Source organism: Streptomyces sp. Je 1-332, assembly GCF_040730185.1.
GTDB lineage: Bacteria > Actinomycetota > Actinomycetes > Streptomycetales > Streptomycetaceae > Streptomyces.
Genome location: NZ_CP160402.1, coordinates 8,217,440 through 8,234,270, shown reverse-complemented (window position 1 = coordinate 8,234,270; position 16,831 = coordinate 8,217,440). Strand labels below are relative to the sequence as shown.

Below are 16,831 nucleotides of genomic sequence, written 5' to 3'. Positions count from 1 at the left end.
GCATCAAGACGCCCCCGCGTCCGGGCGGTGGTGCTGCCTATTTACGGGGTGCGCTTCCCGGCCGAGTCCGGCGTCGAGTACAGCAAGTTCGGGGAGATCGCGCAGCCGTTGTTCGCTGGCCCAGTCGGCCCGGTCGGTTCTGTGGGCGGCGCAGGCTTCGTCGATGGTGACACCAGCCAGCCCGCGGGTACGCACGGGTCACCGCCTGCGCCGAAGCAAGGTACGCCCGCGGCGGCGACCTCAGTCGGACAGCTGGTTCCGCGTACGTAAAACTGGTGCGCGGTATTCCCGGGCATGGACGAACACGAGGCGTTGTGGTCTTCACCGTGGGCGCGCGCGGATCGCTGTCAGGGATCCGGGCCCCGGGCGGTGCTCGGGTTCAGTGGTGGTAGATCTTGCGGTTGCCAGCGGTGCAGCCAGTAGGTCTGCAGGGTGGCGACCCAGCGGCGGATGTACTCGCGGTACCGGCTTCGCGGAGCGCGCGGGCTCTACAGCGGGATCACACGAAGTTGCGTCATACGCTCCGGTTCGGATTGGCCGCAGAGCCTAGCGCGCGCCCAGCGGAGCGATGTAGAGCATGGTGCTGCAGACCATGGCCCCCGCTGCGGCACCGGCAAAGACCTGGGCAGGCGTGTGGGCGCGCAAGTGGAGGCGGGACCAACCGATGGCTGCGACGAGGAGATACAGCAGAGCCCAGGCCGGGTCTAGTCGCAGGGTCAAGAGGGTGACGCTGGCGGCTGCCGAGCTGGTGTGCAGGGAGATGTTGCCGGCGTAGGTGCAGGCAAAGAGCAGCGCTGCCAGTAGCGGAGCCATGCACCCCATCGCCAGGAGCGCGGCGGGAGCGCCAAGGGTGTCGCAGACCAGCCAGACGGCTGCTGCGGTGATGACGCTTGCAGCCAGCAACATGAGCCGGGGCCGTCGCTCGGAGGGGACGGGGCCTGGCCACCACTGCAGGCGTGTACCGGAGAAGGCCACGGCCGCAGACAGCAAGGCCCAAGTGCCGCTGCCGCACAGTCCCCACCACAGGCCCTCGTAGTGGGGCCAGGTGAGGCGCCAACTGACCGCACCTCCGGCGAAGACCGGCATGCAGGGTGGAGCGAAGTACCGGCTCAGGTGCCGCGCAACTCTCGTCCTGCCGGTTCTAGCGATGATCACCGTCACGGTCGATGAACGAGGCAGCGCGTCCCAAGTGCACGCTCAATCTCCAGGGTCTCCCCCTTCAGGCGATCGCTGCAACCACGCTTGTCCTGCGTGTCCGTGAGCCCCCGGCCGCGTTGGCCTGGCGAAGACTGCTGGTGCGGTAGACGGCGAAGGACACAGCGAGATGGCATCAGAGACACGGCTGCGGATCAGGGCCGTGCACAAGGCGTACGGACGGCGGGCAGTGTTGCGGGGCGCGGATTTCACGGTGTCGGCGGGAATGCTCGCGGGCGTGGTGGGCGAGAACGGCTCCGGCAAGAGCACGTTGCTGCGGATCGCCGTGGGACAACTCATGCCGGATGGCGGCAGCGTGCAGCGTTTCGGCACTCTGGGGTACTGCCCGCAGCAGGCAGTGGTCAACGACACCCTGACGGTGGCCCAGCATCTGCGCTTGTTCCAGGTCGCCTACCGTCTACCGCGCCTCACCCAGGCATGGGAGCTGGTGGACCTGCTGGGTTTCGGTGCCGAGCGGCGTACGCGAGCGGGAGAGCTGAGCGGCGGGACCCGGCAGAAACTGAACCTGACCCTGGCACTGATGCATGACCCGCCGCTTCTGATCCTCGATGAGCCCTATCAGGGCTTCGACTGGGATACGCACCAACGTTTTTGGCAGTTGGCGGTCCAGCTGCGTTCCCTCGGGCGTTCGGTGGTGGTGGTCTCGCACCTGCTGCACGACCTGCAGCACTTTGACGCCGTGCACCACCTGCGCGATGGCCGCCTGCACGAGGGGGCAAACCAGTGAGGCATCAGTGGACGGCGTTCACCGTGGCCCTCGGCTTCACTCTGACCGGCCACCTGCGCAACCGTCTGGCGATGGGCATGATCGCCTTCTTCATCCCGACGTGGATCTACGTGGTGCGGGCGACCGCGCTGGACAAAGACATCGCGTTCACCAGCAACTTGGGCATGGAGGTGACCGCGTCGATGAACCGCACCATCCAGATCTCCAGCGCCCTGCACGCTGTCACGGTGATCGCCGGGTTCATGATGTTCATGGCGACCTTCAACGCCCGGAGCATGGATCTGCGTCTGGTCCTGGCGGGCTACCCCCGCCTCCAACTTCTGACTGCCAAGATCCTTGCCCTGCTCATCATCACGGTGTTGCTCACCGGCTACACCACCGGTCTGCTGTGGATGTCCTGGCCGCTGGCCCAGCCTCATGCGGTCGCGGCCGCAGTGGCTGCGGCGATCCTTGCCTACGGCGGTCTGGGGATCATGGCCGGCTATCTGCTGCGCGGTGAACTCGAGGGCTTCTTCGTCGTGGTGATGGCAACGCTCGTCGATGTCGGCATGCAAAGCCCGGTCTCAAACCCTTCCGGAGACCAGGCGTTGCTGGGCGCCCTGCCACTGTACGGGCCCGCACAGGCTGCCCTGGCCGCTTCCTTCACCCCTGCGCACACCCTCACCTGCGCCGGCCGGGCACTGCCCTGGTTCGCCGCCACCAGCCTCCTGGCCCTGGTCATCTTCTGCCTGCGCACCCGCCACTACAGCCGACCGGCGGCCTTCATCTCCCCCCAGCGTCTCGGTCCGCGAGTACACCCGGATCCGGGCCCCGCCGGGCCGGAGCTGGGTTGAGGAGCCCGCCGGAGGGAGAGCTGGGCCGGCAGGTGCGGCACGCTCACGCCCAGGACGGGCGAGGCCGTTGCCTGCTCGGCCCGGGTGTCGTTGCACCAAGCGACCATGACGTCGAGGCGAGGGCGCCGACGGTGAGTGAGGGAAGAAGCGCAGACCTGCCCGGCCCGTGGGGGCGCTGGCGCGCCGGGAACACCGGATGGAGTCCCGCGCAGGCAGGCGATCTTTCCGGACGTACCGCGGTAGTCACGGGCTCCTCGCGCGGAATCGGTGCCGCACTGGTCGAGCACCTGGCCCGCCACGGGGCACATGTGATCATCCTGTGCCCCTCCGAGGCACACGGGCGGGCGGCAGCAAGAGCAGTACGCCAACGAGTCACCGCAGCCCAGGTCGACAGCGCCGGATGCGACCTGTCTCAGCTGGGCCAGATCCCCGAGGCCGCCGAGCGGATCACGGGGCTAGTGGCAGGAAGACTTGATCTTCTGGTCAACAACGCCGGTGTGGCCGCACTGCCTCGTACGTACTCCGCCGCGGGCTGCGAGATGCACTTCGCCGTGAACCACCTCGGCCATTTCGCGCTGACCGGCCATCTGCTGCCCGCCCTGCTGAATACGCCGCAGCCGCGGGTAGTCAACGTTTCCTCCGTGCTGCACTGGCTGGGCCGCTGCCACCCTCTCCGGCCGCACCGGCCGCGCATCTACCAGCGCTGGATGGCCTACTTCGACTCCAAACTCGCCAACCTGCTGTTCACACACGGACTTTCCACATGGGCACACACCCGCCACCTGCCGCTGCGCGCGATCGCCGCCCACCCCGGCCTGGTGAATACCTCCCTGGGCTCCAGCGCCCTGCACGCCGTTGGCCTGCACCGCCAGGCGCGGTTGCTGGAATGGATGCAGACACGGTGGCACTGTCCTTCCCAGGCGGCATGGCCGCTGCTCAGGGCCGCCACCGAGCCACACGTCACCGGGGGTGAGTTCTTCGGACCAGGCGGCCGCTGGGAATGGTCAGGCCCGCCCGTGCTGGTGCGAGCCGCCCGACGTGCGTGCGCCAGGCGCGCTGCCGAGCGATTGTGGCAGCTGTCCCAACAGCTGACCGGCTGTCCATTCCCCTCCCTCCCGGCAGGACCGGGAAAGTGAGAGGAGCGACCATGACAACGCCGATCCAGCCTCCCAGCCGGTCCCAGGGTCTTCGGCAGCGCTTGCTACGGGCCGTCGGTAACAGCTGGCTCCTGCGCCGCTGTGGACCTCTCCTGCTGCCCCGCCTGGACCGCCGCTTCCACCAATGGACCCGTGGCCGCTGGGTCCCCAGCCGTCTGCTGGTTCCGGTCCTGATCCTGCACACCACACGCCGCGACGGAACCGTCTGTCACACCCCCCTCCTGACCTCTCAGACCGCAGCAGACACCTTCATCGTCATGGCCACCAACTTCGGCCGCCCTCAACACCCCGCCTGGTCCTGGCACCTGCTGCGCGAACCGCGCGCCACGGTCCACTGGCGCCGCCGTTCCTGGCCGGTCCAAGCACGCCTGCTGTCCCCCGAGGAACAACGAGAAGCCCAGGACGAAATCCTTGCCGCAATGCCGTGCTTCGACGACTACGCCCGCCACATCCGACGAGAAATCCGGGTCTTCGTCCTGGCCCCAAGGCCCCTTGCACATACTCGCGCCGGGAGAAGCCACCTGAATTGAGCGCCGGTGCGGCTCCCAACGTATGAGCAGCACACAGTGATTCACGCCACGGGCAGGCGCAGGCCCAGCTCCGCCGCGTCGAGGGCGACGAGGTCCCGGTTTCGCTCGGCCCACCGGCCCGAGGAAAGGGCGTCGCGGAGGCTGTCCACCGCCCGCTCCAGTGTCGCGGCGGCGACGAGCGGGCCGAGGAGCAGCCCGGCCAGTGAGATCATCAGCGCTTCCACCGTCAACATCCGCAGGACCTGCCGGCGGGTGGCGCCGATCAGACGCTGGAGCATGAACTCCCTGCGCCGCTCCGTCGTCGCCAGGATCTGCGTGTTGAGCAGGGAGATGACCGAGAAGCCGACCACCACGCCGAGGACCAGATACGCCATCCACGCCTGAGTCTCGTCCGATTCGGCCTGTACGGCTTCCAGGGCCGCCCGATCGGCGAGGTACAGGCCAGGGTGACGGTCTGTCAGCTACGTGACGGGGTAGTCGTCATCATCGAGACAGCCGAAGGAGTCGTCTGCTGTCACTCGCACCTCTCTGTGGAACGCATGGAGTGGGCCTGCGCGGCTCGTGACAGGGGTCGGTCAGCTGCGGAAGGGGCCTGTGACTTCGTAGGTGATGCCGCTGGAGGAGCTGCCGCCCGTACCTCGCTGGCTGGAGAAGTACAGGCGCTTGCCGTCCGGTGAGAAGGCCGGGCCGCAGATCTCCGAGGAGGACTGGCCGCTGATCCGCAGGAACGTCGCGACCACGTCGTCCGGCGTGATGATGCAGATCTCCATGTTCCCACCGTCCTCCGCGACGTACAGGTCGCCGGAGGACGAGCCGGTGACGTTGTCGACGCCGGTCAAAGGGGCTCCGCCCCCGACGACCAGGGAGTCGTCGTAGGCCAGCTCATAGGTGCTGGCGGCCACGTTGAGCTGCCAGACGCGGCCATCGCCCTTGGTGGTGAACCAGACGGTGTCGTTGGCGTAGTGGCAGCCCTCTCCGCCGTTGAACAGCTTGGCACCGGAAACCTGATCGCGGGTCGGGGTGGGCGAGCCGTCCGGGTCGTGCACGGTCGTCCAGGTGAAGCTGCCGGAGGTGGCCGTTCCGGCGTTGAGGACCTGGAGCGTGCCCGCCGACAGGTTGCCCCACGTGGACGGCACGTACCGATAGAAGCAGCCGTCCGACGCGTCCTCCGTCAGGTAGATCACCTTGCGGACCGGGTCGGCGGCCGCCGCCTCGTGGTTGAAGCGGCCCATGGCGTCGCGGCGCACGGCCGCCTTCACGCCCCACGGGTCGGTCTCGTAGACGTAACCGGTGCTGATCTCCTCGCAGGACAGCCAGGTGTTCCAGGGGGTCGCCCCGCCGGCGCAGTTACGGTTGGTGTTGGACAGGATCCGGTACGAGCTGGTGATGGAGCCCGTCGAGTTGAACTTGATCGCGCCTGCGCCGCCGGTGGAGGAAGTCTCCGAGTTGGAGACGTAGATCCAACCCGTGCCGTCGGCGAAGCAGGCGCCGCCGTCGGGGGCGTCGTGCCAGGTGTAGGTGGTGGAGCCGACCTTCTGGCCGGACCGGGCGATCACTCGGCTGGTGAAGCCGCTGGGTAGCTGGATGCCGTTGGAGTCTGCCGGGCCGAGCGCTCCGTACGGGCCGGGGCCTTTTTGTGCGGGTGCCGCGTAGGCAGCGCCCTGCATGAGCGTGTAGCCGAAGGCCGCTGCTGTGCCGCCGACGACTGCTCCGCGCAGGAAACTACGACGTTCCACTTGATCACTCCAGGGGTTCGTGACCGTCCCTGCCGCGCCGGTCGGGCGGCGGGTCGCGGGGGGCGCTTCCGGAACCTAAGAGTCCCGGATTGACGGTGCGTCAACAACCGATGAAGTGGAAGTGTCTGCTGTCGGCCTGTCGCGCCGCACCCTTTGCCAGAACCTGCCGCCTCGCCGGTGGGTGGTGGTCTGCGCAGCTGCCGCCCCATCAAGTGCGCGCCGATGGTCCGCAGCCAAGGTCGTCCTGGCCCTGGAGGGCCCCTGAAGATGTTCAATGCGCAACGGCGCGCGTCCGTGATGCACAGCCCGCCGCGCGAAATCGATGCAGCGGGTTACGAGGCGTACAGCGCGGGCCGGGCGACAGGCAGGACCGGCCGGCCCTCGCCGGCGCGCTCCGGCTGGCTGATTTCGGCCCAGACCGCGTCAAGGGACAACCCGAGGATGTCCGCGATCGCGGCGATGGTCGGAAAGGCGGGGGTGGCCACGCGGCCGGATTCGATCTTTCGGAGCGTCTCCGGCGAGATGCCCGCGGCGAGCGCGACGTCGAGCATCGAGCGGCAGCCCCGGGCCTGGCGGAGCAGCGCGCCGAGGCGCTGTCCGCGTTCGACCTCGGCGGGAGTGAGCGGCAACCTGACCATGCCGCCATTCTAATACCGGTACAGTTAGACCGGTATAGTTATTGGAAGCATGTGAGAGGCCCCCATGATTGAGATCCTGAACTCCACCCGGCTCGAGCAGGCGAAGACCACCGGAGCACTGGTCGGCGACATCCTGCACGCCCTGAAGCAGCGCAGCACGGCCGGCACGAACCTTCTGGACATCGACCAGTGGGCCAAGGAAATGATCACCGAGGCGGGCGCACAGTCCTGCTACGTCGATTACGCACCGTCCTTCGGTCGCGGCCCCTTCGGCCACTACATCTGCACGGCCGTCAACGACGCCGTGCTCCACGGCCGGCCCCACAACTACGCGCTGGCCGACGGCGACCTGCTCACCCTCGACCTGGCTGTCTCCACGCGCGGAGTGGCCGCGGATGCCGCGATCAGCTTCCTCGTCGGTAACGCCCGGCCGACAGAGAGCGTCGCCATGATCGAGACGACCGAACGCGCTCTGGCCGCGGGCATCGCCGCCGCCGAGCCGGGGGCACGCATCGGCGACCTCTCCCACGCCATCGGTACGGTCCTCAGCGAAGCCGGTTATTCGATCAACGTCGAGTTCGGCGGTCACGGTATCGGCTCGACCATGCATCAGGACCCACACGTCGCGAACACCGGACGGCCCGGCCGAGGCTACAAGCTGCGCCCTGGGCTGCTCCTGGCCCTGGAGCCCTGGGTCATGGCCGACACCGCCACGCTCGTCACCGACGCCGACGGCTGGACGCTGCGCAGCGCAACGGGCTGCCGGACGGCACACAGCGAGCACACCATCGCCATCACTGACGACGGAGCCGAAATCCTCACGCTGCCCACATCGGCATAGCCGAGGCGCGCCGCCCCGCAGTACCGCTACGAGCCTCGCGAGGTCGATGCGCTGTTCACGCAGACAGCGGTCCAGCCGGTGGTGCTTCGCGGCGCCTGGAGCTGGCCGAGGAACTCACTAAGGCGCCTGGAGCTGTCAGAGGAAGTCACCAAGGTGCTGGTTCACCAACGTGTTGGTAGGGCACTTCGTCGCCGAACAGCATGCACGAGGAGGAAGAGCGCCTCTTCTCTCTCCTGTCCCCTGGCTGCACTGCCGGAGCTGCCGGAGCTGCCGGAGCTGCCGGAGCTGCCGGAGCTGCCGGAGCTGCGCGAGATTCGCGAGCAGCTCGCCGGCTGGTGAGCGACCTGACGGAAACCGGGCGGGCAGGGCGCGAGCTGGGCCGCCTCTCCGGCCCAGCTCGGCATCGCCAGCCGACCAGCCGCCGAACGCCGCTATCTGCGGACCCACCCGTCCTCACGTTCACGCCCGGCGGGGACACGACCCGTATCGAGATGCTCACGGTGTTCCCCACCAAGGAGCTGCGCGATCAGGCAATCGCGAAGCACGGCGCGATCGAGGGCGGCCGGCAGACCCTCGGCAACCTCGCTGCCTACGTCGCCCCGTCGCGGAGGTGGGCGCTCTGTTCGGCGTATTCGTCGATCCACTGTGTGAGCGGGAAGTCGCCAGCGATACACATCTCGCGGTCGGGGTCCTCATCAGGGGCTTGCGGCGACCACTCTCACTTACGCGCCCGTCGGCTTCGGCGACCACCACTGGTGGGCGGTTGACGGCGACGGTAGGCGGTGGTTCGTCAGCGTGGCCCAAGTCTCCGACGAGCGGCCGTACGAGCGGTTGCGCCAGGCCATGGACACTGCCGCCCTCGCCTGCGAGGCCGGGCTGGACCTCGTCGTCGCCCCGGTGCCCCCACGGCACAGGGCGAAACCGTCCTGCAGCTGAACCCCGCGTATGCCGTGATGCTCTACCCATACGCCGATGGCGCCCCTGGTCACTTCGGTGACGAGCCGCCGCAGGCGGAGCGGACGGCCCTCGCTGCTCGGGGAACTGCACCGCACCACGCCCAAGGTGCCCGGCCCCCCTGTGCACGACCCGACGGTGGCCGGCCGCCCTGTTCTGGAAGCGGCGCTCGGGGAATTGAGCACGCGCTGGCACGGCGGCCCCTACGCCGAGCCGGCCCGCGAGGCCATTGCGGCACGCGGCCCGCGGATCGTGGGCGACGTGCTCGCTCACTACGACCAACTGTGCGAGCGGGTACGCGGCGCCGAGCCGGTACTCACCCACGGCGAACCGCATCCGGGCAACGTGCCGCGAGGCGACGGCGGACGGCTGCTGCTGATCGACTGGGACACGGTCGCCCCGGCACCACCGGAGCGAGACCTCTGGATGATCGCGGGCGGCAGTGGCGCGGAGTTCGAGACGTACACCGCGGTCACCGGTCGAAGGCCCGACCCGGCGGCGCTGGACCTGTACCGGCTGCGCTGGGACCTCGATGATCTCACCATCTACCTGCGGACCTTCCGCTCCCCGCATGAGCGCGGCCCGGACACCGACCTCGCTTGGTCGGGCTTCACCGGCTCGCTGGACCGAGCCGTCGCCGCGCTGCCGTAGCCCACTCCAGGCCGCTGCGCCACGTCGACCCCGCGGCTGAGCACCTTGCAGTTGCGTTGCTGATCCAGGGCGCGCGAAGGAAGACTCCCCAGCCCGCACTCCTCTTGGCTGATGGCGGTCGACGTTCGCGGCGCAGGTGCGACGTCGGCTGTTGCCCCCGCCGCGCCATGAGAGGGTCCGCGGCGGCAGCCGTCATCGCCGTCCGCGCCATTCGCCACGGGCGCCACACACCTGTCTGCGGCTCGCCCAACGGCTCGGGGTCTGGAGGCGGCAGGGCTGCCGAGACCGGCTGCTGTGTTGGATGCCGTTCTCGGGGTAGGGAGCTGCTGTGCGACGTGGCAGGACACCCGGGCAGCAAGGCAAACCGTATGGACCAGACAGACGAACGAGGGCTGGAGCTCCGTGGGACCATCTCGGTTTCAGCGGCCTTCGGTGACGAAGATGAAGAGATCCCCGCCGCTCGTGCGTTGGCCCGAAGCTTTCTGGCAGATGTGCAGGCAGGCCACGGGTTCCCGGTCTCCAGCCGAGCGATGGGCATGGTGCAGCTGGTGGTCAGCGAGCTGGTGACCAACACCCGCAAATACGCGCCCGGACCCTTTCTGGTAACCCTCGAGGTCCAGAACGGCGCGGTGGACGTGAGCGTCTGGGACAGCAGCACCACACTCCCCGCAGTCCTGGCCCAAGACCCTTCCCGGATCGGCCAGCACGGACTCGAGATCGTGATGGCGGTGTCCAAGAGCTTCCAAGTACAGCGGGAACCTGTGGGCAAGCGGATCACCGCCGCCGTCGTGCTGGCCGACGACCCCGGCGGCGACGCCGCGGGCCACAGACTGTAAATCATCCCGCTCCGGGCCCTCACTCCCCCATGCCAGAGAAGTGTTGACGAGACCGGGCCGCGCCTATCGCGATGTCAGCACGGAAGCGGAGCGGTTCGCGACCGAGTAGCGCCGATTAGGGCGAGCGCCAACTCGCCCTGCCACGTCAGGGTGGAGACGAGCCGTCAGCGGGGCGGCCTACGCCACAGCATGCTCGCCTCCTGCGCGAGTCGAGGCCACTCCGCGCTGAGTCCTCCCTACCATCGGCTGCTGAGGCACGCACCTTCGAAGAACTCGTCGAGATGCAGCGGGCGGCCGACGCGGCGCACGCCCAGGCCGAGCGCCTGCGAGACCAGTACGGTCCGCCGACCGCCCACCCGTGGCCGCACAGCAGTCACAGCCCACGAGACGGTATGGCGGGCGGCGCGTGACCTGGCCCGGGGCAGCCCAGGACGCGGTCACCACCTACGCCAAGGCGAATGACGAGGTCCGCCCGGACACCGACACCGAGTCCGCGGTGTTCCGGCAGCACACACATGCCGGTGATCTCATCGCGGTGCTGTTGGCCAGACAGGGATGTTCTTGCGGGTATGCGGGATGGCTACTTCGTGTAGTCGGGCTGGCTACTTCACCTGGGTGGGGCGGCTACTTCGTGTAGTTGTAGACAGTCGCCCGGGAGACGCCGAGCTGGTCGGCGATGAGCTGCGCGGAACTCCGGGTCTCGAAGAACCCCTCGCGATGCAGCTGCCGGACCAGTTCGCGCTTCTGATCGCGGTTGAGACCGCGGGGCGTACTGGAGCGCTCGGCGGCGAAGGAGTCGATGAGCGACCGGAGTTCGCGTCCGGTGCGGTCACGCAGCGTCTCCAGTGCCTCGCCCCGGTGGTCGGCGTCCGTGGCGACGAGGTTGGCCAGCGTCAGTGCCAGCGGGGACAGCGTGCTGACGTCCAGGTTCAGGCAGAGGGCCGCGATGTAACGCCCGTCGGCGTTCTTGATGCCGATCGAGGTGCTCTTGGCCGGGCGTCCGTCGGGAAACTGGTTGCTGTAGTTCTGGATGACGCTGGGGTACTCGGGGTCCGCGATGCGGCGCAGCCCCAGCTCGGTGGCTGAGTCCCCGACCTGCCGCCCGGACAGGTTGTTCTCGATGGCGCGGATGGCGCTGTCGGGCCGGCGCAGATCGTGCAGGACGACTTCGCACAGGCCCGGGAACGTGCGCCCGATGGCAACGGCGATGCGCTCTGCTTCCCGTACGAGGTGCTCGTCTTCTCGAGCGAGGTGCTCGTCGTCCCTTACGCGGAGCTCGTCCTCCCCTACAAGGTGCTTGCCCTCCCGTGCGGGGTGGTGGTCGGTCAGATCGTCTTCGGAGGGGTGTGCCATCGCGCTCTCCTTTCCTCGCACGGGCTCAGTGGGATGGCCCGGCGAACACCGAGGCCATCGTTTCGGCGGACTTGAGCCCCGCACCGGTGAGCACGACCACGGTCGTCTCGCCCGGAGCGATGTCCCCCGTCGCGATGAAGTGATCGAGCGTCGCCGCGGCGACGCTGCTGGTCGGTTCTGCGTACAAGCCTCGCGCGCTCAGTGCGCGGACCGCGGCGCGGATCTTTGCCTCGGGGACGGCGCAGGCGCCACCGCCGGAGCGGCGAATGGCCTCCACCGCCTCGGGCAGCCGGACCGGGTGGGCGATGGAAGCACCCTCGGCGATCGTCGGTACCCGCTCGCCACGGCAGGCCGGGTCGATGCCATTGAACGTGTCGACGATGGTCGCCCAGTGCTCGGGCTGCCCGACGAACAGGCGCGGGCGCCTGTCGATCTGACCGGCATCGAGCAGCTCGCCGAAAGCGAGATCGCACCCAATGATGTTGCTGCCAGCCCCGGCCACCAGGACGACGCTGTCGGGCGCGGTGAAGCCGAGCGACTCCCACATCTCGTAGGCGATGGTCTTGGTGCCCTGGATGAACATGGGGTGCCAGTTGTGGCTGGCGTATTGGATCTGCGAAGACTGGCGGATCGCCTCCTGAGAGACCTCGTCGCGGGTGCCACCCACGAGCTCGATCTCGGCCCCGTAGGCGCGGGCCTGGAGGATCTTGGCCGCCGAAGTTGCGGCGGGAACGATGATCTTGGCGCGGATGCCTGCGGCAGCGGCGTATGCGGCCACCGCGGAACCGCCGTTGCCCGAACTGTCCTCGAGTACCCGGTCGGCGCCGTGTGCCGCGAGGTGGGACATCATCACCGTTACGCCCCGATCCTTGAAGCTGGAGGTCGGGTTGAACCACTCCAGCTTGAAGTGGACGCGCTGACCGGCCCAGTCGACCGGGACCATCGGCGTACATCCTTCGCCCAGGCTCACACAACGGGCGGCCGGGACGGGCAAGGCCTCGCGGTAGCGCCACAGGGACCGCTCGGCGGTGTCGATCTGATCGGGACGCAGACCCGGCAGCGCGCTGACGGCGAGAGGGCTGCCGTCGGCGCCCCGCCACCGGGGGTCGTCCAGGGAGTAGCGCTTTCCCGACCGGTCGTACAGGCCCGGGACAGTGACGGCTGAGTGCTGTTCGGCATTCATGGACGGTTCCGGCTACTCCTCGATCGATGCGCTGCCGCCGGGGGGCGCGACCGGCGAATACCCCGCCATTCCCACATTAGACTATCTTTCTAGCTCTAGACAATGCATCCAACTTATCGTTGCGGCGCCTCGGAACCGGCTATCCGCATCAGCTCAACTAGAGGCGGCAACACGCAGTCCGAGGCGAGGTCTCCGAGACGGCCGCAGGGATCAGCGGATCAACTGGACGAAGCCGCAGGATCAGGCGCCGGTGTACAGGGCGGCGTACTCCTGGCCGGGCGGGACGACGGTGATGACATCGATCAGGACACCGTCGGGGGCGGCGACGATGAAGTGGCGCTGACCGAACTCCTCCGTACGCAGCGGCAGTAGCTCATCCAGACCGGCGTTCGCCACGAGCCGCTGATGTTCGGAGCCCACGTCGTCCACCTCGAAGTTCAACAGCAAGCCGCCCTGGAGCGGACCCCGGTGGCCCGCGGGGACGGTCGCGTGGGCGTGGTCCAGGAGGGCCAGCTCGTACTGCGGGGCGTCGGGGCGCCGCAGACTCACGTACCAGGCCGCCTCGAAGGTCACCTCGAACCCGAAGTGGCGGGTGTAGAAGTCACGCGAGGCCGCCACGTCGCGGGTGGCGAGGACTGGGTAGAAGCCGCCGAGCTTGGCCGTGGGCACGTGCGTCATGGCAGAAGTCCTTTCACGTCGCATTTCACATACCCTGGGTATGTGAACCGTGGGGTTAGCATACCTCGGGTACGCGAAATGGAAAGGGCGGTGCGCACGATGGCGGTCAACCGGGCGGAGCAGCGAGCGGCCACGCGCCAGGCGCTGCTGGCCGAGGGACGGCGGCAGTTCGCCGCTGACGGGTACCACCACGTAGTGCTGGCGGAGGTGGCGCGGGCAGCCGGAGTCACCAAAGGAGCCGCGTACCACCACTTCGACAGCAAAGCGGGGCTCTTCCGCGCTGTCGTCTCCGAGGTCCAACGGGAGTTGGGTGAGCGGGTCGCGGCCGCAGCCCAGCGGCATCAGGATCTCTGGGAGCAGCTCCGCGCCGGCTGCCGGGCCTTCCTGGCCGCGGGGACCGACCCGGCGGTGCGGCTGATCCTGCTGGTCGACGCCCCGACCGTACTGGGCTGGGATGAGTGGCGGGCCCTGGACGAAGAATCATCCGCGCGGCACCTCGCAGAGGCCCTGACAGCGCTCGCCGCAGCCGGGATCATCGACGAACAGCCGGTGGAGCCCCTGGCCCGGCTGCTCTCGGGGGCGATGAACGAGGCCGCACTGTGGATCGCGCGAGGCGGGGACCCGCAGGCCGGGGAGCAGGCGCTCGACCGGCTCCTGGCGGGGCTGCGCATTCCGGCCTGACCTCTCGCGCGGACCCCCGGCGCCTGAAAGTTGGTGCGGATGGCAGTAGATCCGAACCCGTGGCGTCCGGGCGGATGCGGTCGCCAGGGAACAGGCCCATCAGCGGGGAGAGATGGCGGTGGGTGGTCTCGCCCAGGTTGTCGGCGCTCATCCACTCCTGCAGCCAGCCGGTTTTGGGACTGACCTCCGGCATGTAGAGCCGCTCGCGCAGGCCCTTGACCGTGTCGGCGTTCGCGGTGTCCTGTCCCAGGAGCCGGCAGGACTGCTCATAGTGGCCGAACAGAGCCCACACAAGCTCTTGGGTGTACGTCATGCCACGAGCGTCCTGGGGGCCGTGCTCCGGTGACCAGTCGTGGTCGTCGATCAGAACCTCGCGGCCGTCGACTGTCGTCGTGTTCAGGCGTGCCTGCCAGAACTCGCAGGCGCCCTTGAGCAACGGCATGATCCTTGCGAGGTAGTCGCGGCCCTGGGTGAACTCGTAGTGCTCGTAGAGGGATTCGGCCAGCAAGGCGTTTCCGGCGGGATGCCACCACCATCCGTTGCCGCCATAGGGGTTGGTGGAGAAGGCGACGGTCCATCCGGCCACCTTGCCGGAGGTGTTGCGATACCGGTTGCGCGGGTCGTTGAACTGATCCTGGGTGACCTTGTTCCAGGCGGGCAGCTGGGCGAGGCAGTAGTCCGCGACCCGCTAGGACAGTTTGATCAGGCGCGAGCCGTGCGCCGGCACATCGTTCGCCGTCCAGCTCTTGCTGATGGAGCCGAGGTTCTCGCGGTCGACGACATCGCGCAGCTGCTGCTTGCCGTGGGCGCCCAGCTTCTTGAAGTCGACCTTGATGTCGCTCGCCCCGGTGCCGAGGTTGTAGACCGCGAGGTAGGTGTCCTTGCCGATCTTCTTCTTCCAGATATGTCCGCCAGCGGCAAGGTGACCTCCTGGCTCACCAACCCCAAGCCGAAGCCGGGCGCAGGCCAGGACGAACAGAAGAAGGACGACCAGCCCCAGGACGACATCACGCCCACCCCGCAGCCGCTCCCGGACGACGAGGCGAGCGCTGCACTGTGAACCCACCCCGGCCTGGAATCAGAGAGGAACACTGCGGCGCACTGCCCTGGGGGCAATGCGCCGCAGTGTTCGCCTCTCGTCTCGGCAGTTCCACGCCTCTGATGCCGGTTCAGGACAGCAGCTTGACCTTCTCCGCTGAATCCTTGGTGTTCACGCACTGCTGGAAGGGGCTGGGGTCGCTCTCCTGCTCCTGGCACTTCCAGTTGCTGCCGTCCACGGTGACCGTGATCGGTTCGCTCTTCTTCGCCTCTACGGCTTTGCCGTAGCCGCTGGATACCTTCTGTGCCATGGAGCAGGCAGCCTTGTGGTCCCTGGCTGTCACGGCGTGGACACGCAAGTTGTTCCAACCGTTGCCGCAGTCAACTTCCTTGCCGGCGGGAGATCCTTCGGCCTGGAGCATGGCTCCGACGGGTCCCACGGAGTTGCCCGGGTGGGTTGCCGCCTCTTGCTTGGTCACCGGCCCCCACTTCCACGGCAGGGTGGAAGAGGTGTCACTGCCGGGCAGTTTCACCACCGCTTTGTCGGGAGAGAGGGCCTGCTTCGGCTCGTCCTTCTCGCTGAGGAAAAGCAGCGTGAACTGCGTGCTCTTGCCCGGTGCCAGAGACACCGTCTTGGGTTCGGGCTGGCTGGCGTCGCGCAGCGTCTCACTCGTCTTGCCCTGCATCAGCGACACATCGGCGTAGCCGCGCAGCGTACACGTCGCCTTGCCGTTGTTCTTCACCTCAACGACGGCCGTTTCCTGTTTACCGGTGGGCCCTTCGGACTTACTGCTTCTAACAAAAGCGGTTGATCATGTGACTCTTGGCGCGTCGGCTCGTTGGTCTGGTTGTGGCGAAACGTCAGTCGCGGCCGTGGATCGTGTCGGATGAACTGTGGTCGCTTATCGAGCCGTTGCTGCCCGAGCCTGGACCGAAGCTGGCACAGGGCAGACCGCGGGTGCCCGATCGGCAGGCCCTGTGCGGGATCTTGTTCGTGCTGCATACCGGCATCCAGTGGGAGTATCTGCCCCAGGAGCTTGGCTTCGGCTCGGGAATGACCTGTTGGCGGCGCCTGGCCGCCTGGAATGACGCCGGCGTCTGGGACCAACTCCACGTCGTCCTGCTGGAGAAGCTGCGCTCGAAGAACCAGATCGACTGGGGCCGGACGGTGATCGACTCCTCCCACGTCAGGGCAGCTCGTAAAGGCCCAAAAGCGGGCCCAGCCCGGTCGACCGCGCACGGCCGGGCAGCAAGCACCACCTCATCGTCGACGGCCAGGGCATCCCGCTCGCAGTGACCCTGACCGGCGGAAACCGCAACGACGTCACCCAACTCCTGCCCCTGCTCGACAAGATCCCAGCCGTCGCGGGACGGGTCGGCAGACCGCGCCGACGCCCTGACGCGCTTCTCGCCGACCGCGGCTACGACCACGACAAGTACCGCCGCCTGCTCTGGCAGCGCGGCATCCGCCCCGTGATCGCGAAACGAGGCGAGCCACACGGCACCGGCCTGGGCATCTTCCGCTACGTCGTCGAGCGCACCATCGCCTGGCTCCACGGCTTCCGCCGCCTGCGCATCCGCTGGGAACGGCGCGACGACATCCATGAGGCCTTCCTCGGTCTCGCCGTCTGCCTGATCACCCACCGCCACGTCCAACGGCTTTGTTAGCGCCTTTAAGTCTGGTGGATGGAGTTCGTCGAGTGACGGCCGGTCGTACCGCTCTCGCAAGGAAGGGTCCAGCTTTCGGGCGATGCAGCCGGGCGTGGGTTCGGACGCACGT

The 16,831-nt window shown here is 68.1% G+C and carries 19 protein-coding genes and 4 pseudogenes; 10 read left to right on the top strand and 13 right to left on the bottom strand.

Features of this window, described 5'->3' with window-relative positions; genetic code table 11:
• Positions 1–3: 3 nt before the first annotated feature.
• Together ABXJ52_RS37300 and ABXJ52_RS37295 are read right to left on the bottom strand one after the other, a co-directional pair.
• Positions 4–195: a hypothetical protein gene (locus ABXJ52_RS37300; RefSeq protein ID WP_367049499.1), complete on the bottom strand. Its 192-nt coding sequence runs from the start codon at positions 193–195 to the stop codon at positions 4–6.
• Between the two features lie 351 nt (positions 196–546).
• Positions 547–906, bottom strand: a complete 360-nt coding sequence (locus ABXJ52_RS37295) for a phosphatase PAP2 family protein (RefSeq protein WP_367048646.1) — start codon at positions 904–906, stop codon at positions 547–549.
• Between the two features lie 418 nt (positions 907–1,324).
• Between ABXJ52_RS37295 and ABXJ52_RS37290 the strand changes: the two genes are divergently transcribed.
• The 4 genes from ABXJ52_RS37290 (at position 1,325) to ABXJ52_RS37275 (ending at position 4,462) form a co-directional block, all read left to right on the top strand.
• Positions 1,325–1,942 (top strand): ABC transporter ATP-binding protein, encoded by a 618-nt coding sequence (locus ABXJ52_RS37290; RefSeq protein WP_367048644.1) that lies wholly within the window; start codon positions 1,325–1,327, stop codon positions 1,940–1,942.
• Between the two features lie 23 nt (positions 1,943–1,965).
• Positions 1,966–2,775, top strand: a complete 810-nt coding sequence (locus tag ABXJ52_RS37285; RefSeq protein ID WP_367048642.1) for a hypothetical protein — start codon at positions 1,966–1,968, stop codon at positions 2,773–2,775.
• Positions 2,776–2,906: 131 nt separating this feature from the next.
• Positions 2,907–3,911, top strand: a complete 1,005-nt coding sequence (locus tag ABXJ52_RS37280; RefSeq protein ID WP_367048640.1) for an SDR family NAD(P)-dependent oxidoreductase — start codon at positions 2,907–2,909, stop codon at positions 3,909–3,911.
• 11 nt (positions 3,912–3,922) lie between these two features.
• On the top strand, positions 3,923–4,462 hold the full coding sequence (locus ABXJ52_RS37275) for a nitroreductase/quinone reductase family protein (protein WP_367048639.1): 540 nt from the start codon (positions 3,923–3,925) through the stop codon (positions 4,460–4,462).
• Positions 4,463–4,503: 41 nt separating this feature from the next.
• Here ABXJ52_RS37275 and ABXJ52_RS37270 read toward each other — a convergent pair whose 3' ends face one another.
• The 3 genes from ABXJ52_RS37270 to ABXJ52_RS37260 all read right to left on the bottom strand — a co-directional run bounded on the left by ABXJ52_RS37270 (position 4,504) and on the right by ABXJ52_RS37260 (position 6,836).
• Positions 4,504–4,836 carry an ABC transporter permease gene (locus tag ABXJ52_RS37270; RefSeq protein ID WP_367048637.1) on the bottom strand — a complete coding sequence of 111 codons (333 nt, stop codon included), beginning with the start codon at positions 4,834–4,836 and terminating at the stop codon, positions 4,504–4,506.
• Between the two features lie 201 nt (positions 4,837–5,037).
• A complete protein-coding gene (locus tag ABXJ52_RS37265) occupies positions 5,038–6,198 on the bottom strand; it encodes an alkaline phosphatase PhoX (RefSeq protein WP_367048635.1) in 1,161 nt (386 codons plus the stop codon).
• Positions 6,199–6,530: 332 nt separating this feature from the next.
• Positions 6,531–6,836: a helix-turn-helix transcriptional regulator gene (locus tag ABXJ52_RS37260; protein ID WP_367048633.1), complete on the bottom strand. Its 306-nt coding sequence runs from the start codon at positions 6,834–6,836 to the stop codon at positions 6,531–6,533.
• Positions 6,837–6,900: 64 nt separating this feature from the next.
• On the opposite strand from ABXJ52_RS37260, the gene map reads away from it, so the two are divergent.
• The gene (gene map / locus ABXJ52_RS37255) at positions 6,901–7,677 is read left to right on the top strand and encodes a type I methionyl aminopeptidase (RefSeq protein ID WP_367048632.1); all 777 of its coding nucleotides are present in this window, start codon (positions 6,901–6,903) and stop codon (positions 7,675–7,677) included.
• A gap of 601 nt (positions 7,678–8,278) precedes the next feature.
• Here the strand turns inward: map and ABXJ52_RS37250 are convergent.
• Positions 8,279–8,374: pseudogene (locus ABXJ52_RS37250) on the bottom strand (mini-circle protein); the annotation flags it as partial.
• A gap of 98 nt (positions 8,375–8,472) precedes the next feature.
• Here ABXJ52_RS37250 and ABXJ52_RS37245 point away from each other — a divergent pair.
• The 3 genes from ABXJ52_RS37245 (at position 8,473) to ABXJ52_RS37235 (ending at position 10,118) form a co-directional block, all read left to right on the top strand.
• A complete protein-coding gene (locus ABXJ52_RS37245) occupies positions 8,473–8,613 on the top strand; it encodes a hypothetical protein (RefSeq protein WP_367048630.1) in 141 nt (46 codons plus the stop codon).
• Positions 8,614–8,649: 36 nt separating this feature from the next.
• Positions 8,650–9,282: a phosphotransferase gene (locus ABXJ52_RS37240; protein WP_367048628.1), complete on the top strand. Its 633-nt coding sequence runs from the start codon at positions 8,650–8,652 to the stop codon at positions 9,280–9,282.
• A gap of 368 nt (positions 9,283–9,650) precedes the next feature.
• Positions 9,651–10,118 (top strand): ATP-binding protein, encoded by a 468-nt coding sequence (locus ABXJ52_RS37235; RefSeq protein ID WP_367048626.1) that lies wholly within the window; start codon positions 9,651–9,653, stop codon positions 10,116–10,118.
• A 236-nt stretch (positions 10,119–10,354) separates the two neighbouring features.
• Here the strand turns inward: ABXJ52_RS37235 and ABXJ52_RS37230 are convergent, their stop codons facing one another.
• From ABXJ52_RS37230 to ABXJ52_RS37215, 4 genes are all read right to left on the bottom strand, one after another.
• Complete coding sequence (locus ABXJ52_RS37230) at positions 10,355–10,495, bottom strand: hypothetical protein (RefSeq protein WP_367048624.1); 141 nt, start codon at positions 10,493–10,495, stop codon at positions 10,355–10,357.
• Positions 10,496–10,742: 247 nt separating this feature from the next.
• Positions 10,743–11,471: a PAS domain-containing protein gene (locus tag ABXJ52_RS37225; protein WP_367048623.1), complete on the bottom strand. Its 729-nt coding sequence runs from the start codon at positions 11,469–11,471 to the stop codon at positions 10,743–10,745.
• Positions 11,472–11,496: 25 nt separating this feature from the next.
• A complete protein-coding gene (locus tag ABXJ52_RS37220) occupies positions 11,497–12,654 on the bottom strand; it encodes a pyridoxal-phosphate dependent enzyme (protein ID WP_367048621.1) in 1,158 nt (385 codons plus the stop codon).
• A gap of 240 nt (positions 12,655–12,894) precedes the next feature.
• On the bottom strand, positions 12,895–13,332 hold the full coding sequence (locus ABXJ52_RS37215) for a VOC family protein (protein ID WP_367048620.1): 438 nt from the start codon (positions 13,330–13,332) through the stop codon (positions 12,895–12,897).
• 99 nt (positions 13,333–13,431) lie between these two features.
• Here ABXJ52_RS37215 and ABXJ52_RS37210 point away from each other — a divergent pair, with 99 nt between their 5' ends.
• On the top strand, positions 13,432–14,013 hold the full coding sequence (locus tag ABXJ52_RS37210) for a TetR/AcrR family transcriptional regulator (RefSeq protein ID WP_367049489.1): 582 nt from the start codon (positions 13,432–13,434) through the stop codon (positions 14,011–14,013).
• Between the two features lie 64 nt (positions 14,014–14,077).
• Here ABXJ52_RS37210 and ABXJ52_RS37205 read toward each other — a convergent pair.
• The 3 genes and pseudogenes from ABXJ52_RS37205 to ABXJ52_RS37195 all read right to left on the bottom strand — a co-directional run.
• Positions 14,078–14,692 (bottom strand): annotated as a pseudogene (locus tag ABXJ52_RS37205) (glycoside hydrolase family 95 protein); the annotation flags it as partial.
• Between the two features lie 9 nt (positions 14,693–14,701).
• On the bottom strand, positions 14,702–15,079 hold the full coding sequence (locus ABXJ52_RS37200) for a hypothetical protein (protein ID WP_367048618.1): 378 nt from the start codon (positions 15,077–15,079) through the stop codon (positions 14,702–14,704).
• A gap of 103 nt (positions 15,080–15,182) precedes the next feature.
• Positions 15,183–15,818 (bottom strand): annotated as a pseudogene (locus tag ABXJ52_RS37195) (DUF4232 domain-containing protein); the annotation flags it as partial.
• Between the two features lie 83 nt (positions 15,819–15,901).
• On the opposite strand from ABXJ52_RS37195, the pseudogene ABXJ52_RS37190 reads away from it, so the two are divergent.
• Positions 15,902–16,719 (top strand): annotated as a pseudogene (locus ABXJ52_RS37190) (IS5 family transposase).
• Positions 16,720–16,831: the final 112 nt, after the last annotated feature.

What these genes read in the sequence shown, in the direction of transcription:
- ABXJ52_RS37240 (WP_367048628.1), top strand. Translation starts at nt 8,650, where the DNA reads ATGGCGCCCCTGGTCACTTCGGTGACGAGCCGCCGCAGGCGGAGCGGA.
- ABXJ52_RS37210 (WP_367049489.1), top strand. Translation starts at nt 13,432, where the DNA reads ATGGCGGTCAACCGGGCGGAGCAGCGAGCGGCCACGCGCCAGGCGCTG.
- ABXJ52_RS37225 (WP_367048623.1), bottom strand. Translation starts at nt 11,471, where the DNA reads ATGGCACACCCCTCCGAAGACGATCTGACCGACCACCACCCCGCACGG.
- ABXJ52_RS37215 (WP_367048620.1), bottom strand. Translation starts at nt 13,332, where the DNA reads ATGACGCACGTGCCCACGGCCAAGCTCGGCGGCTTCTACCCAGTCCTC.
- ABXJ52_RS37275 (WP_367048639.1), top strand. Translation starts at nt 3,923, where the DNA reads ATGACAACGCCGATCCAGCCTCCCAGCCGGTCCCAGGGTCTTCGGCAG.
- ABXJ52_RS37260 (WP_367048633.1), bottom strand. Translation starts at nt 6,836, where the DNA reads ATGGTCAGGTTGCCGCTCACTCCCGCCGAGGTCGAACGCGGACAGCGC.
- ABXJ52_RS37220 (WP_367048621.1), bottom strand. Translation starts at nt 12,654, where the DNA reads ATGAATGCCGAACAGCACTCAGCCGTCACTGTCCCGGGCCTGTACGAC.
- ABXJ52_RS37290 (WP_367048644.1), top strand. Translation starts at nt 1,325, where the DNA reads ATGGCATCAGAGACACGGCTGCGGATCAGGGCCGTGCACAAGGCGTAC.
- map (WP_367048632.1), top strand. Translation starts at nt 6,901, where the DNA reads ATGATTGAGATCCTGAACTCCACCCGGCTCGAGCAGGCGAAGACCACC.
- ABXJ52_RS37235 (WP_367048626.1), top strand. Translation starts at nt 9,651, where the DNA reads ATGGACCAGACAGACGAACGAGGGCTGGAGCTCCGTGGGACCATCTCG.
- ABXJ52_RS37295 (WP_367048646.1), bottom strand. Translation starts at nt 906, where the DNA reads ATGTTGCTGGCTGCAAGCGTCATCACCGCAGCAGCCGTCTGGCTGGTC.
- ABXJ52_RS37270 (WP_367048637.1), bottom strand. Translation starts at nt 4,836, where the DNA reads ATGGCGTATCTGGTCCTCGGCGTGGTGGTCGGCTTCTCGGTCATCTCC.